The sequence below is a fragment of the Acinetobacter sp. ANC 4173 genome (assembly GCF_004331255.1).
Classification (GTDB): Bacteria; Pseudomonadota; Gammaproteobacteria; order Pseudomonadales; family Moraxellaceae; genus Acinetobacter.
This window is the reverse complement of the sequence record NZ_SJOF01000005.1, coordinates 144,449-158,583: the sequence shown is the minus strand read 5'-3', so window position 1 is coordinate 158,583 and position 14,135 is coordinate 144,449. Positions and strand designations below refer to the sequence as shown.

Annotated in this window: 16 protein-coding genes; 3 read left to right on the top strand and 13 right to left on the bottom strand. The window is 44.0% G+C overall.

What is annotated here, in order from left to right:
- The first annotated feature begins 46 nt into the window (after nucleotides 1-46).
- Both E0H94_RS08345 and E0H94_RS08340 read left to right on the top strand, forming a co-directional pair.
- Nucleotides 47-1,177, top strand: a complete 1,131-nt coding sequence (locus E0H94_RS08345; protein ID WP_131325971.1) for a TDT family transporter — start codon at nucleotides 47-49, stop codon at nucleotides 1,175-1,177.
- Nucleotides 1,178-1,282: 105 nt separating this feature from the next.
- Nucleotides 1,283-1,852, top strand: coding sequence for a 5'-nucleosidase (locus tag E0H94_RS08340; RefSeq protein ID WP_131325970.1), 570 nt, complete (start codon nucleotides 1,283-1,285; stop codon nucleotides 1,850-1,852).
- 53 nt (nucleotides 1,853-1,905) lie between these two features.
- Here E0H94_RS08340 and E0H94_RS08335 read toward each other — a convergent pair whose 3' ends face one another.
- The 13 genes from E0H94_RS08335 to ubiG all read right to left on the bottom strand — a co-directional run bounded on the left by E0H94_RS08335 (nucleotide 1,906) and on the right by ubiG (nucleotide 13,331).
- Nucleotides 1,906-2,529, bottom strand: coding sequence for a TetR/AcrR family transcriptional regulator (locus tag E0H94_RS08335; RefSeq protein WP_116763198.1), 624 nt, complete (start codon nucleotides 2,527-2,529; stop codon nucleotides 1,906-1,908).
- 297 nt (nucleotides 2,530-2,826) lie between these two features.
- A complete protein-coding gene (locus tag E0H94_RS08330) occupies nucleotides 2,827-3,633 on the bottom strand; it encodes an ABC transporter ATP-binding protein (RefSeq protein WP_131325969.1) in 807 nt (268 codons plus the stop codon).
- A 10-nt stretch (nucleotides 3,634-3,643) separates the two neighbouring features.
- A complete protein-coding gene (ssuC, locus tag E0H94_RS08325) occupies nucleotides 3,644-4,459 on the bottom strand; it encodes an aliphatic sulfonate ABC transporter permease SsuC (RefSeq protein ID WP_131325968.1) in 816 nt (271 codons plus the stop codon).
- Nucleotides 4,459-5,634, bottom strand: a complete 1,176-nt coding sequence (gene ssuD, locus E0H94_RS08320; protein ID WP_131325967.1) for an FMNH2-dependent alkanesulfonate monooxygenase — start codon at nucleotides 5,632-5,634, stop codon at nucleotides 4,459-4,461. Before ssuD ends, ssuC begins: the two co-directional genes overlap by 1 nt.
- 27 nt (nucleotides 5,635-5,661) lie before the next feature.
- Nucleotides 5,662-6,657: an aliphatic sulfonate ABC transporter substrate-binding protein gene (locus tag E0H94_RS08315; RefSeq protein WP_131325966.1), complete on the bottom strand. Its 996-nt coding sequence runs from the start codon at nucleotides 6,655-6,657 to the stop codon at nucleotides 5,662-5,664.
- A 17-nt stretch (nucleotides 6,658-6,674) separates the two neighbouring features.
- Nucleotides 6,675-7,640: a sulfonate ABC transporter substrate-binding protein gene (locus E0H94_RS08310; RefSeq protein ID WP_131325965.1), complete on the bottom strand. Its 966-nt coding sequence runs from the start codon at nucleotides 7,638-7,640 to the stop codon at nucleotides 6,675-6,677.
- Between the two features lie 441 nt (nucleotides 7,641-8,081).
- Nucleotides 8,082-9,434, bottom strand: coding sequence for an amino-acid N-acetyltransferase (argA, locus tag E0H94_RS08305; RefSeq protein ID WP_131325964.1), 1,353 nt, complete (start codon nucleotides 9,432-9,434; stop codon nucleotides 8,082-8,084).
- Nucleotides 9,435-9,565: 131 nt separating this feature from the next.
- Nucleotides 9,566-9,928, bottom strand: coding sequence for an RcnB family protein (locus E0H94_RS08300; RefSeq protein ID WP_131325963.1), 363 nt, complete (start codon nucleotides 9,926-9,928; stop codon nucleotides 9,566-9,568).
- Between the two features lie 252 nt (nucleotides 9,929-10,180).
- Nucleotides 10,181-10,576, bottom strand: a complete 396-nt coding sequence (locus E0H94_RS08295; protein WP_131325962.1) for an RcnB family protein — start codon at nucleotides 10,574-10,576, stop codon at nucleotides 10,181-10,183.
- A 242-nt stretch (nucleotides 10,577-10,818) separates the two neighbouring features.
- Nucleotides 10,819-10,974, bottom strand: coding sequence for a hypothetical protein (locus E0H94_RS18475; protein WP_165492971.1), 156 nt, complete (start codon nucleotides 10,972-10,974; stop codon nucleotides 10,819-10,821).
- A 175-nt stretch (nucleotides 10,975-11,149) separates the two neighbouring features.
- The gene (locus E0H94_RS08290) at nucleotides 11,150-11,896 is read right to left on the bottom strand and encodes a YciK family oxidoreductase (RefSeq protein WP_131325961.1); all 747 of its coding nucleotides are present in this window, start codon (nucleotides 11,894-11,896) and stop codon (nucleotides 11,150-11,152) included.
- Nucleotides 11,897-11,928: 32 nt separating this feature from the next.
- Nucleotides 11,929-12,618, bottom strand: coding sequence for an HAD family hydrolase (locus E0H94_RS08285; RefSeq protein ID WP_131325960.1), 690 nt, complete (start codon nucleotides 12,616-12,618; stop codon nucleotides 11,929-11,931).
- Nucleotides 12,615-13,331, bottom strand: coding sequence for a bifunctional 2-polyprenyl-6-hydroxyphenol methylase/3-demethylubiquinol 3-O-methyltransferase UbiG (gene ubiG, locus E0H94_RS08280; protein WP_016165695.1), 717 nt, complete (start codon nucleotides 13,329-13,331; stop codon nucleotides 12,615-12,617). The genes E0H94_RS08285 and ubiG overlap by 4 nt, the downstream gene beginning before the upstream one ends.
- Before the next feature lie 177 nt (nucleotides 13,332-13,508).
- Between ubiG and E0H94_RS08275 the strand changes: the two genes are divergently transcribed.
- A complete protein-coding gene (locus E0H94_RS08275) occupies nucleotides 13,509-14,126 on the top strand; it encodes a thiol:disulfide interchange protein DsbA/DsbL (RefSeq protein WP_131325959.1) in 618 nt (205 codons plus the stop codon).
- Nucleotides 14,127-14,135: the final 9 nt, after the last annotated feature.

Here is a 14,135-nt window from a genome sequence, read left to right as displayed (position 1 = left end):
ATAGGTTGTAATATCAACCTAACTTCTTAATTTGGGTTGAAGCCACATGAACAAACCCTTTCATCAGTTGCCACAATGGCATGATGTGATCCGTCAGTTTACGCCGAACTGGTTTACCGTCTGTATGGGGACAGGCATTCTGTCCATTGTATTGGCGGAATTTAGTGCCGTTCATCCTATATTTGGGCAATTGGGTGCGGGGTTGTGGGTGTTCAATGGGCTGCTTTTTATCTTATTTAGCAGTTTATATGCTTTGCGTTGGCTGCTGTACCCGCAGGAAGCCAAACAGATTTTTAGCCATCCCAGTATGAGTTTATTTTTAGGCACCATTCCAATGGCATTGGCGACACTGATTAATGGTGCCTTGAAATATGGGGTAGTGCTGTATGGTGCCGCCGTAATGGGTGTTGTTGAATGGTTGTGGTATCTCGACGTATTGATGGCCGTGATGGTGGCGTTTGTGGTGCCATTTTGTATGTTCAGTTGTCAGCGCCATCAATTACAACAGATGACCGCAGTCTGGTTACTTCCGATAGTTGCCTGTGAAGTGGCAGCAGCTTCGGGTGCCGTGTTGTTACAGCATTTGCCAGTCAGTCCTCATGCCGTGGGTATTTTATTTGGCAGCTATATTTTGTGGGGTATTTCAGTTTTTCCTGCCATGCTGATTTTGGGCATTTTATTTTTAAGATTGGCCTTGCATCAATTGCCCAGTCAGGAATTGGCCATGACAGGCTGGTTGGCGGTCGGGCCGATTGGCACAGGGGCATTGGCGTTGTTACTTTTGGGTGAGCAGGCTACACGTTTACTACACGCAACACATTTCACAGGACTGGGTGAGTTTCTCCATCAGGCAGGGTTTTTGAGCAGTTTGTTGCTGCTTGGTTTTGGGGTGTGGTGGTTAGGAATCGCGATCATGATTACCCTGAAACATGCAGGTTCACATTTGGTTTTTAATTTAGGCTGGTGGGGCATGACTTTTCCCTTAGGCGTATTCAGTTTGGCAACGTTACAACTTGCCCAACAATTGCAGCTTCACTGGTTGCTGAATATAGGCTATGGCTTGGCAATGTTGTTGATGCTGTTATGGGCAGTGGTCATGAGCAAAACCATGGCTGGGTTTTATGCAGGACGGCTTTTCTTCTCACCCTGTTTAAATCTGTATCTGCAACAAAAATAACCGCATCTAGCTGGGGACAAAAAATTGAGAGATAGAGGATGACAGAATTTGCACACAGGGTGGTTTTGATTTTTAATAGCACAATTCTGATTTTGAGTAGATGCAATGAAATCTTCTTTGGCGCTGATTATGGCTCTACCGAATGAGTCGAAAGGTTTATTTGAACAAGCACAGATTGATGTGCATTACAGTGGCATTGGCAAGGTCAATGCAGCATTTAAAGCCTTTGAAGTGATTCAGGCGACAGGCTGTAAAACTTTATTAAACCTTGGTAGTGCAGGCAGTTCGCACTTTGACCGTCATGCCTTGGTTGAAGTGACCAGCTTTGTACAGCGAGATATGGATGTTTCACCGCTCGGTTTTGCTGTGGGAGTAACGCCGATGGATCATGACCATCCTGCGGCAATTGACTTAGAACCTTATTTTTCCCATATACCGAAGGGGGTATGTGGTACAGGGGATAGTTTTGAAGTGGGTCAGCCAAAAGTCCCATGTAATTTGGTTGATATGGAAGGCTATGCCATGGCCAAAGTCTGTAAAAAACTGGGTGTGCGTTTAATTTCAGTCAAATATATTACTGATGGTGCAGATGATAGCGCGCATCTTGATTGGGAAGACAATTTAATGCTTGGGGCGAAAAAGTTATTGTCCTTATATCAGTCAATTTCGGCTTAATTGGCTCGGCGACCATAGATGGCTATGGTCGTATGCCAAAATCAATACACAGCTTAGTTGTGTTGCTCACGCGGTAGAATGCCGTATAGCATCATATGGACGGTATGTTGAATCACGCGTTGTTGCATACTGCGGTTGCGCAAGGTTTTACCAGTTACCATTTCCATTTGAGTCGCAAAGTCGGCGTAGTTTTGCGTCACAGCCCAGATATTGAGAATGAGCAATTCAGGATCGATATCTGCTGAAATTTTGCCTTGTTCTTGCCACATGCTGATGACTTTGGCTTTGCGTTTGACCAGTTTTTTAAGCGGTCCTTTGAGAATTTCTAAGATATGCGGTGCACCTTGGATAATTTCTAAGGCAAACAAACGTGATGCTTTCGGCTGAGTGCGCGACAGCTCAATTTTTTGCATTAAGTAATTGGTAATGGCTTCTGTCGGTTCAAGCTCTGATTCGAGCATTTGCAGAGGCGCTAACCATTTTTGTAAAACGGTGGTCAGCACTTCAACATACAGTGCTTCTTTATTTTCATAGTAGTAAAAAATGTTCGACTTATGCATTTCTGCCAGTTGAGCAATTTCATCTAAACTAGCCCCGTTAAATCCATATAAGGAAAAAACATCAAGTGCGGCATTCAGCAATTGATGGCGCTTTTGAGTACTCTTTTTTTGTTCCATTCGTAGCTTTAAAAAATTCAGGGAAGCTCAAATTGTACGGCAAATCATCAGATTTGTGCATCAACAAATCAGGTAATTCGATGAAATCGGGTATTTTACGGATAAAAAACACTGCGAGATTTCACATTCATTCCATTAAAAAAATCAAAAGGATAGCGGAGCCGGAAAATGCATCAATTTGGGTCGTTTTTTATTTGAAATGTGACAGTTTTATGACAGTTAGGCGAGTGCCATTGATCGCATCAACTTCGAGTTTTTACGCCAAGCTTGGGTTTAAGCTTGGCGTAAAAATATCATTTAAGTGGCGAGAACGGCATTCAAGACTTGCTGTTCAAGTTCAGTGAAATGCAGATTTTTTTCACGCGGGCGGGGTAAGTCAACCTGAAATTGACGGGCAATATGGCCTTTGTCGAGTAGAATAATACGGTCGGCCAGTTGTACTGCCTCACTGACATCATGGGTAACTAAAACGGCAGTAAAGCCTTGTTCTCGCCACAGCTTTTCAATCAGATTTTGCATTTCCAGTCGAGTTAAGGCATCGAGTGCACCAAGCGGTTCATCTAATAACAACACGCGGGGTTGATGGGACAGTGCCCGTGCGAGTGCGGTGCGTTGTCGCTGTCCGCCTGAAAGTTGCGCAGGCCAGAGTGGCGCTTTTTCTTTTAAACCGACTTTTTCTAATAATGCAGTGGCATGTGCATGCGCGTCTTTATGGAGACCAAGCTGTACATTCTGTTCAATACTGCGCCAAGGCAGCAGACGTGGGTCCTGAAACATAACCCGAATATCGTCACTGGTAATGCCTTCACGCAAATGGCGTGCCGATTTAAATTTAATTTCGCCGTAACTGGGCTGTTCTAAGTCAGCAATCAGTCTTAATAAGGTACTTTTGCCACAACCACTACGTCCAACAATCGCAAGAAACTCTCCAGGTTGAATATGGAGATCTAAATCTTCGAGGACTTTAACATCGCCGTAAAATTTATGCAGTTGTTCAATTAGAATTTCCGCACCAAGCAAGGCATTGGGTTGTATATCTGAGTGTAGTGTTTTCGGGTGTTGAATCTGTTCAGCAACATGCTGGCCTATACTGAGATCTGTCATCTTCGGTTCCTTATTTTTGATAGCCCGGGTGCCAGCGCAATAAGTATTTTTCTAAGCTGACAGCCAGCACATCTGCCAGTTTACCTAATAGGGCATAGAGTAATATGCCAACCAGTACCACATCGGTTTGTAAAAATTCACGTGCATTCATGGTCATATAACCAATACCTGCTTGTGCTGAAATGGTTTCTGCGACAATCAGTAAGACCCATACCAAGCCAAGGGCAAAGCGTAAACCGACTAAAATGGAGGGCATTGCCCCAGGTAAAATAATATTCTTATATAATTCCCAGCGGCTGAGTCCGTAGCTTTTGCCCATTTCAATCAATTGAGGATCGACCGAGCGAATACCGTGGTAGGTGTTGATATAAATCGGGAAAAATACCCCAACCGCCACCAAAAACAGTTTTGCGGTTTCATCGATACCAAACCAGAGAATCACCAATGGAATTAGCGCAAGGGCAGGGATATTGCGGATCATCTGCAAGGTGGTATCGAGTAGGGTTGAGGCTGTTTTAGAAGAGCCGTTGAGTAAGCCCAACAACAACCCTAAGCCACCACCGATAGCCAGTCCTAATAAGGCACGTCCTGCGCTGACTTTGACATGATGCCAAAGTTCACCACTGATCAGTAAATGCCAGAATGCACTGACCACTGCTGTAGGTGCAGGTAAAATTCGACTCTGTAGCAAACCTGTACTAGATGCAATTTGCCAGATCAGAATCAGTAAAAAAGGGAACAACCAAGGCAGCAAACGCTGCCCAAGTTTTGTTCCACGTGAAACTTTCCGTTTAGGGAAAGTTTCAGTCGCAGTACTTTTGGACATTAGGCAGGCTCCTTAATTGGGCGTGAAACCGAGGTCTGATTTGGCACATAATTGTTAGCCACAATTTCTCCGAAGGGGCCAGTCAAGTTTGGTTGCGTCAATTTTTTTCGTGTTTCTAAAGGCAATAAAGGGAACACCAGTTCGGCAAAGCGAATCGATTCTTCCAAGTGCGGATAGCCAGAAAAAATAAAGGTGCTGATACCCAAATCGGCATATTCCTGAATTCGATCTGCCACGGTTTGTGGATCACCCACCAAGGCTGTACCCGCTCCACCACGTACCAGTCCAACACCTGCCCATAAGTTTGGTGACACTTCAAGCTTGCTACGATCACCATTATGTAGTTCAGCCATACGACGCTGTCCCACAGAGTCCATTTGTTTGAACTTTTGTTGTGCCGCAGCAATGGTCGCATCATCGACATACTGAATCAGTTCATTGGCTGCTTTCCATGCCTCTGCGTTGGTCTCACGCACAATCACATGCAGACGAATACCGTAGTTAAGCTGACGCCCTTTTGCGGCTGCTTTAGCACGGACATTTTCAATTTTTTCTTTGACTGCTGTGGGTGGTTCGCCCCACGTTAAATAGGTATCGACCTGTTCGGTTGCCAGTTCAATGGCTGCCTCTGAAGAACCACCAAACCATAAAGGTGGGTAGGGCTGTTGCACAGGCGGATAGAGTAACTTGGCATCATCAACCTTTAAGTGTTCTCCATGAAAACTGAAAGATTCGCCTGTATGGGAGCGGGTCAGAATCTCACGCCAGATTTGAGTGTATTCGCTGGCAGTTTCATAACGTGAAGCATGGTCTTCATAAATGCCATCACCTTTAAGCTCTTGTTCGTCACCACCCGTCACCAGATTTAACAAGACACGACCATTGGACAGGCGGTCAAATGTGGCTGCCATACGCGCCGCTAATGCAGGTGTGGTTACCCCTGGGCGCAGCGCCACTAAAAATTTCAAGTTCTTGGTCGCATCAATTAAACTGGCAGCAGTAATCCATGGATCTTCACATGAACGTCCTGTTGGGATCAGCACACCTTCATAGCCTAAATTGTCCACTGCAACTGCAATTTGCTTCATATAAGCATGATCGACTTGGCGTGCACCTTTGCTGGTTCCTAAATAACGACTATCACCATGTGTGGGAATAAACCAGAAAATTTTCATTATTAATATCCTTACAATTTCTACAAATTAGTGAGTTTTAGGTGCTGCCCAAACGGTGGTTTGAACTTGAATGTTTTTCGGAATCAATTGAACCTGTTGGAACAGGTCTGCGATTTGTTGCTGCGCTTGCACCACTTCAGGGGTTAAGGTATGAATTGGCGATGGTTTCAGGCGCTTATCAATCACACGTTGCGCAATCGAAGTCTGTAAACCTGTACTTTGGGTATAAACGCTTAAGGCTTGCGGCTGATTTTTTAATACCCATTGATCCGCCTGATTCAAGCCATGTAAAAACTGTGCAGTCGCTTGAGGATGTGCTGCGATGAATTTTGGGTTCCCAATATAGAAGGAGTAGGTTTTGGGGAAGGCAGTCCCATCAACCAGCACTTTGGCATGTGCATCTTGCTCAGCCGCACTGAGGTAGGGTTCCCAAATGGCCCAAGCATCAATCGACTGTTTGTCAAAAGCAGCGCGCGCATCCGCAGGTGGTAACCAAATCGGTTGAATGTCCTGCCAACTTAAACCAGCTTTTTGCAAAATTTTGGCGAGTAACTCATGCGCACTTGACCCTTTCTGTACCGCAATGCGTTTGCCTTTTAGCTCCTGAATGGACTGAATGCCGCTGCTTTTCGGAATCAATAATGCCTGAGCGTTGGCAGGTACTAGCTCATAACCGACATAACTTAGGTCTTTACCTGCTGCTTGAGCAAAAATGGGGGGAGTATTGCCCACGGCACCAAAATCAACAGCACCTACGGCTAGAGCTTCTAACATTTGTGGACCCGCAGGGAACTCTTTCCATTCAATTTTGGCGTGAGGAAATTCCTGTTCAAACAACTTTTGCTGACGCGCTACCAACAAATTTAGGGACGATTTTTGGTAGCCAATAGAAAGCGTATCTACCGATTCAGCTTTATTTTTAGTTGCAGCTTGGGTCTGACTCGATTCAGATTTTTGGCAAGCACTCAGCGCAAGGCTCAGTGCAGTAATGCCAACGAAAGTTATTGTTTTAAGTGAGTTCACTTTGCTGTTCCTCATTATTATGGTGTCGTTTTTAAGAGTGCAGTTTGAATGTCAATTTTGTTTGGAATCAGCTTTTGTTGATAAAAAGCATCTGCGACAAATTGCTGTTGTTTTGCTACTTGTTCAGAAATGGGTTGAACTCCAAATCCCATGCGAGAAATTGAACGGTTTAAGACTTCAACGGGTAAGCCTGTCGGTTGTTGTAGCAGTTGAGCAGCTTGTTGTTGATGCTGTGAGACCCACGTGGTGGTCTGATTTAATTCATTCACCACCGTTTTTAAAATGTCAGGATGTTGTTGTGCAAATTTGCGATCTGCCAAATAAAATTGATGATTGTTGACTAGATTTTTACCCGTAGCGAGTACACGTGCCCCAAGCTGTTGCTCGGCTGCGGCAAAGAACGGATCCCAAATGACCCATGCATCGACTGCACCGCGCTCAAAGGCAGCACGAGCATCCGCAGGTGGCAGGTACACCACGTTAATATCAGAGAGTTTGAGCTGATTGGCTTCAAGCACTTTTAACAATAAATAATGTACGTTAGAGCCTTTGTTCAGCACCACGCGCTTACCTTTCAAATCTTGAATGGTTTTAAGCTTCGAGGTTTTCGGCACAATCAGGGCTTCAGCTTGTGGAGCGGGTGGCTGATTGGCGAGGTAAACTAAATTCGAGTTGGCCGCTTGGGCAAAAATGGGTGGTGCTTCACCTGCCTCACCCAACGCTACACTACCCACATTCAGTCCTTCCAGTAATTGTGGACCTGCTGGAAACTCGACCCATTTCACCAAGACACCTTGTGCTGCCAAAGCTTGCTCTAAAGTGCCGCGGGCTTTCACAATTGGTAAGATGCCGTATTTTTGGAAACCAATATTTAAAGTGGTAGTCTCAATTTTTTTGGGTGTACAGCCGGCCATGAGCATGCTGCCAGCCACAACAGTCAAAAGAATCCATGGACGTGTTGAAGTAAAAGATGGCTTGCTCATGTTCGACGTACTCCGTTGTAATTTAAGTGGCTATAAGCTTGAGCAGATACGCTATAGCGCTTTCTTTTGCGAAAAAAATAAAAAAATAGGGATTGGTCATGAAAAAAAAAGATAAATAAAAAAATGCAAAACTTAGCGTTAAAGTTGATTTATAAGAAAAATAGAATATCAATTTGTATTTATTTAATTTATTGAAAATATTAGCTTTATTTTGTAATTGCCGTATTGATATAAGCTTATGCCTTAGTGGAATATAGCGTTCAGCCTGAATTAGCAAGTTGTACGATAAACATTGCATAAATCCTGCTAAGCCGATGTGACATGAATGGATGAATGCTCAGGCCGAAAGGTTAATCTCAGATGAACTTTACCCAGTATAGTGTGATCTGGGTAAAGTCGCGGAGGTGGCGATGAGAAATTCCTTGCAAGGGGATAAGCGACTTAAATCCGCTTTTTAAACACCAATGAATTGCGTTGATAGTTATACAGTGCCTGACGGGCATTGGGTAAATCATCAACATTGGCGGTTTCAAAGCCATGTTCTAAAAACCAGTGCGCAGTACGCGTGGTCAGAACAAATAACTGTTGTATGCCCATGCTGCGGGCTTTGTCTTCCAAATAGTGCAGGATTTGACTGCCACGATTGGATTTTCGGTAACTCGGATGCACGGCCACACAGGCAATTTCAGCACTACGTAATTCATGTTCTTGCGCAGGGATTGGATACAGGGCTGCACAGGCCAGAATCATGCCGTCTCGTTCAATCACCGCAAATTGTTCGATTTCGGTTTCCAGCCGTTCACGTGAACGGTAGACCAAGATGCCATCTTCCTCGAGTGGGCGTAGTAAATTGATCAGTCCACCGACATCTTGAATATTGGCCATGCGCACATCTTCATAATGCGCATCCGTGACCATCGTGCCTGAACCATCACGGGTAAACAGTTCTTCGAGCAAAGCGCCATCATAGGTATAGGAAATCAGATGCACGCGATGCACCCCTTTGAGTGAGGCATTTTGTGCACTGCGGAGTTGCTGTGCCAGTTCAGGATTATGCTCTTGAGATTGCAAAATATACTGATCTAGGCGTTGCGGGGTAATTTCACGTTGCAACTGACCTTGGGCATTGAGTAGACCATGCTGTTTGCCTAGAAAAATCAATTTATCTGCTTTTAAGCTAATCGCAGTTTTGGTCGCCACTTCTTCGGCGGGTAAGTTAAAAACCTCACCCGTTGTGGAATACCCTACTGGACCCAGCATCACAATATTGTGTTGTTGCAGATGTTTTTGAATGGCATCGGTATCGACACTGCGGACTTCTCCTGTCAGCTGAAAATCAATGCCATCGCGGATGCCATACGGTTTAGCAGTAATAAAATTACCTGAAACGACATCAATGCGCGCGCCATACATGGGTGAATTGGCCAAGCCCATAGACAACAAGGCTTCAATTTGTAGGCGGACTGAACCCACGGCATTCATCACACAGCCCAAAGATTCTCGGGTGGTAATGCGACGATGTTGATGAAATGGCGTACTGAGTCCAGTGCTTTTTAGATTCTGATTAATTTGTTGGCGAGCGCCGTGTACCAGAATCAGCCGAATGCCCAATGAATTGAGCAAAGCAATATCATGAATAATATGTTGGAAGTTTTCGTGCAGAACGGCTTCACCATCAAACATGATGACAAAGGTTTTGTTACGGTGTGCGTTGATGTAGGGTGCAGAATGTCGAAACCAGTGCACATATTGTAAGGTTGTGCTTTGTGAAACATCGTTCGAATTCGCTTGCATGCCTATCTCAAAAAAACTGATCAATAGTAGATTCTAATCAAAAAACTGACAGGCGAACAATCTTAGATAAAAAAACACCTTAACTTTCGTTAAGGTGCCGAGGGGGAAGGAATTTATATAGGCTGTAAGCATTAGTTCAAAATACGAATAATGCGGTTGTTGCGTTCGTTCACCAAGACGTAATCGCCATTAATTTTGTACCATTGTTGATAACGGGCAGGTTTGTGTAAACGTTTTGCATCACGGTAATCGATGGCATAACGTGAAGAATCATAACCACGAGGGAGCGTTTGACCTACACGCCAATCACGGCTTGGGTTAATACGTTGATAGCGCTGATCGTTCCAACGGCCATCTTGTTTTTTCCAATCATGATCATGTTGTTCTGCATAGTTGCGCTCATCGTAACGATGTTCATAAGCGGGTGCTGCAATGGCTGACGCCGCAATTGCACTGCCTAAAGTAAAAACGAGAGCAGAAACGATCTTTTTCATGTTGAACCTCAATCTATCTTTATGTCTTTCGATAGGTTTAAGGTAACCAACAACAGCAGAGAAACAATGAGAGCAGTATTATGCAAATGTGAATTTGATGAAGAAAAAACGAAGATTGTAAACAGCATCTAAGCGTTTAGGTCTAAGGCTTATGAGGCAGTGAAGCATAGCGCTTCAGGAAAATACAGCCATAAAAAAGCCAGTCTCACCTGATGTAAGACTGGCGAAAACAGAACGGTTAAAGTGCAAGACTTAATCATTCACAATACGTAAAATACCATTACTGCCTGAATCGATTAAAATGTAGTCATTGTTGATTTTGTACCATTGCTGATTACGAGCGGGTTTCGGTAAGTTATGTTCTTTATATTCGACTTTATAGCCGTTACCACGATAATGTTGTGGCATGACATAACCGGTTTGCCATTGATGCTGCTGTAGACGTTTTACCCCACGCTCTTCACGCATGCGACGTTTGTCTTGCATGCGTTCATCATCTTGATCAGAATCACGAAAGTCGCGCCCTTTACCTTGATTGCCGCGTGGATGGTCATCCCCACGATTATCAAAGTGGGGGGCAGCAGAACTCAGGCTGCTTGCCAGCAATGCACTAAAAGAAATGGTCAATATCGCCATCGTCTTTTTCATGTTGACCCCTCGTTATAGATATATTCATTTCACAGTTCTTAATGTACGAAAAAAATGCAGAGAAACTGTGAAGGAATTGGATTAATTCTTTAAAAAAATAGATAAATTAAGAATATTATCCATGAAATCATCTATTTTGGAAATCTTTCTGCGTGGGCAATTTTATCCGTGCAGTCGATTTACAGGGTAAATGTCTCAGCCAATTTTCAGTAGGCGTATCTTTCTGCCAGATTGTTCACTCTCTAATTCCACTGTTCGACCCAGTGTTGTAAATAGTCTATTGCTTCGATCACGCTCGGCGCTTGTTGTGCATCATCCAAGGCGTGTACCAGTGTTTCAGGCAGTTGCAGGGATTGGATTGAACGAATCAATTCACCTTTGTGCTGTAAATCAGTCATGAAAATTGCCTCCTAAATCTGTGGCTGAGCAGGTCGATAGAGTTTAGGAGAGATGTTTTAATTTATAAAACCGAATATTTTTATTGAATTAATAAAATAAAACGATTGTTGAGCTGTAAAAAAATCCTTTGTTTTTAACAAAGGATTTTTAGTTTGGGTTTAAACAGCAAATAAATTAATCTTGAGCATCAATACTTTGCCCACTAAGATGCAGACTGTCATCGCCCATCAAATATAAGTAAGCAGGCATAATGGATTCTGGCGTGGCTAAGGTTTTTGGATCTTCATCTGGATAGGCTTTGGCACGCATCGCGGTACGTGTTGCACCAGGGTTAATACAATTAAAGCGGACATTCGGATGTTGATTTTCTTTGGCAAATAATTGACTCACCGCTTCAATCGCCACTTTAGAAACCGAATAAGCTCCCCATTTTTCCCGAACCTGACGTCCAACCCCAGAACTGGCAAAAACCACCGAGGCATTGTCTGACTTTTGCAGCAGAGGTAACAGCTCCTGCGTCAAAATGAAGGGCGCACGAAGGTTGACGGCCATGACATCATCCCAAACATCAATCGGATAATGCTCAAGCTCGGTGCGCTCACCTAAAATGCCTGCATTATGTAAAATGCCATCCAGACGACCGAATTGCTTTTCTAAAGTGTCGTATAACAATTCATAATCGCGCGCTGAAGCACTGGATAATTGCAGTGGCAAAATGGCAGGTTGTGGTGCACCCAAACTTTCAATTTCATCATAAATGACTTCCAGTTTGTTTAAGGTGCGACCATGCAACACCACGGTTGCACCATGTAAGGCATAGCTGAGTGCTGCAGCACGACCAATGCCATCGCCAGCCCCAGTAATTAAAATAATGCGATCTTTGAGCAGATCTGGGCGAGGTTGATATTCAGAATGTTTCATGGTCACCTCCTTTTTATTTTATTTCATCAAGTTTATGTATTTATCGTACGATTGAGCGTGAGTTTTTGTTGAATCACTTGTTGTAATTCGGTCACAGTGTTCACGATACAATTGGCTTGCCACGCGGTTAAATCATCTTTGTAAGCCAACGGTAAATAACCATACGCCGCTAAGATGGTGTACATCTTCGCATGGCGACCCGCATCAATATCACGCGGATGATCACCCACATAAATACATTGTTCTGCAGGCAGTTGCAATTGCTGTGCGGCAAGATACATCGGTTCAGGATCAGGTTTGGTTTTGCTGACATCTTCAGGGCAAACCAAAACAGCGCAGCGTTTCGTGAGATTGAGGGCAGCCAATAAGGATTCACTAAGCCCACGGGGTTTGTTGGTGACAATGCCCCAAGGAATATTGTGTTGCTCTAATTCTGCCAGAAGCGGAGACATCCCCATAAATAAGTCGGTATCCACTGCAATCTCAGCGCCATATAAATCGAGAAAGCGTTGGCGATGCGTCAGAAAAATAGGGTCATCGACTTCAAGTTCTGGATAGACCAGTTTGACCATAGCACGCGCGCCTTCAGACACTTGGGTACGAATGAGCGCCGCATCGACCACTTCACGACCTGCATCACGACACATGCCTTGAATAATGCGAATAAAGTCCGCAGCGGTATCAATTAAGGTACCATCGAGATCGAACAGAACGGCTTTCATTCTGCACCTGCTTTTACAGTGTAGACCATGTAGTTCACATCGACATTGGGTGCCAGCCAGTAGCGTTTTGTCAGCGGGTTATAATGTAATCCTGTCATGTCTTTCAGGTTGAGTCCTGCTTGACGGATATCATGCGCCAATTCAGATGGTTTAATGAATTTATGATAATCATGTGTGCCTTTGGCCAGCATTCTTAAAATATATTCTGCCCCAATAATCGCGAATAAGTAGGCTTTCGGATTGCGGTTAATGGTCGAGAAAAAGACATGCCCGCCCGGCTTTACCAGCGTTTGGCACGCTTGAATAATCGAGGCAGGGTCTGGCACGTGTTCCAGCATTTCCATACAGGTCACCACATCGTATTGACCTGCTTGCTCTTTGGCTAATTCTTCGACAGGAATTTGGCGATATTCGATATTTTGTACGCCTTCTTGTTCTGCATGAATCCGTGCAACATTCAGTGGTGCTACGCCCATATCAATGCCCAGCACATTTGCACCACGGCGTGCCATGCTTTCTGCCAAGATGCCGCCACCACAGCCCACATCGAGCACTTTTTTTCCCGCAAGACCATTGGCATGTTCATCAATCCAATTGAGGCGTAGCGGGTTAATTTGATGGAGCGGTCGGAATTCAGAATGCTGATCCCACCATATAGCAGCGAAGGCTTCAAATTTGGCAATTTCTTGCGGATCAACATTTAATTGCGACATCTGTGCCACCTCAATCAAGTTGTTTTGGTATAAAGATCAATACGGCTAGTGTAGCGTTAATTCTAAAAAAAGCGATAAAAGCAGTAAAAAAGTTCACAGAAGGAAAACGAAATCGACTAAATTGTTTTATAGTTTTCGCATAAGCTCATCATAATGATTTAGAGGACAACAAACGCAATGAAAAAATTCCTTTTGGGTAGCCTTGCAACGGCCGTATTGGCATTTTCTGGTAGTGTTATGGCAGCGGATTTTGTTGCAGGTAAGGACTATACGGTAGTCGCTAACCCAGGCAAAGTTGAAGTGCCAGGAAAAATCGAAGTGCGTGAATTCTTTTGGTATGGTTGCCCACACTGCTTTAAATTAGAACCGCATATGCAAGCATGGTTGAAGAACATTCCAAAGGGTGTACGTTTTGTGCGTACTCCAGCCGCAATGAACCCTGTGTGGGAGCAAGGTGCACGGGGTTACTATGTCTCTGAAGCCTTAGGTGTGCGTCAAAAAACGCATTTACCTTTGTTCCATGCGATTCATGTGAATGGTCAACAGATTTTTGATCAGCAATCTCAAGCCAAATTCTTTAGCAAATATGGTGTACCTGAAGCTAAATTTAACAGCATGTTTAACTCATTCATGATTACCTCTAAAGTTGCGAAAGCCAATCAACTGGCAAAACAGTACCAATTAACCGGTGTACCTGCTGTGGTGGTGAATGGTAAATATGTGGTACAGGGTGAAGATGCCAAAGTAACGCAAGTCGTGAGTTACTTGGTTGAGAAAGAGCGTAAAGCCAAATAATTTATGAAG

Bases quoted from the DNA above. Each gene is read 5' to 3' on its own strand.
- E0H94_RS08330 (WP_131325969.1), bottom strand. From the start codon at position 3,633: ATGACAGATCTCAGTATAGGCCAGCATGTTGCTGAACAGATTCAACAC.
- E0H94_RS08285 (WP_131325960.1), bottom strand. From the start codon at position 12,618: ATGAAAGCCGTTCTGTTCGATCTCGATGGTACCTTAATTGATACCGCT.
- E0H94_RS08290 (WP_131325961.1), bottom strand. From the start codon at position 11,896: ATGAAACATTCTGAATATCAACCTCGCCCAGATCTGCTCAAAGATCGC.
- E0H94_RS08295 (WP_131325962.1), bottom strand. From the start codon at position 10,576: ATGAAAAAGACGATGGCGATATTGACCATTTCTTTTAGTGCATTGCTG.
- E0H94_RS08300 (WP_131325963.1), bottom strand. From the start codon at position 9,928: ATGAAAAAGATCGTTTCTGCTCTCGTTTTTACTTTAGGCAGTGCAATT.
- E0H94_RS08335 (WP_116763198.1), bottom strand. From the start codon at position 2,529: ATGGAACAAAAAAAGAGTACTCAAAAGCGCCATCAATTGCTGAATGCC.
- ubiG (WP_016165695.1), bottom strand. From the start codon at position 13,331: ATGTCGCAATTAAATGTTGATCCGCAAGAAATTGCCAAATTTGAAGCC.
- E0H94_RS18475 (WP_165492971.1), bottom strand. From the start codon at position 10,974: ATGACTGATTTACAGCACAAAGGTGAATTGATTCGTTCAATCCAATCC.
- ssuD (WP_131325967.1), bottom strand. From the start codon at position 5,634: ATGAAAATTTTCTGGTTTATTCCCACACATGGTGATAGTCGTTATTTA.
- argA (WP_131325964.1), bottom strand. From the start codon at position 9,434: ATGCAAGCGAATTCGAACGATGTTTCACAAAGCACAACCTTACAATAT.
- ssuC (WP_131325968.1), bottom strand. From the start codon at position 4,459: ATGTCCAAAAGTACTGCGACTGAAACTTTCCCTAAACGGAAAGTTTCA.
- E0H94_RS08345 (WP_131325971.1), top strand. From the start codon at position 47: ATGAACAAACCCTTTCATCAGTTGCCACAATGGCATGATGTGATCCGT.
- E0H94_RS08275 (WP_131325959.1), top strand. From the start codon at position 13,509: ATGAAAAAATTCCTTTTGGGTAGCCTTGCAACGGCCGTATTGGCATTT.
- E0H94_RS08310 (WP_131325965.1), bottom strand. From the start codon at position 7,640: ATGAGCAAGCCATCTTTTACTTCAACACGTCCATGGATTCTTTTGACT.
- E0H94_RS08340 (WP_131325970.1), top strand. From the start codon at position 1,283: ATGAAATCTTCTTTGGCGCTGATTATGGCTCTACCGAATGAGTCGAAA.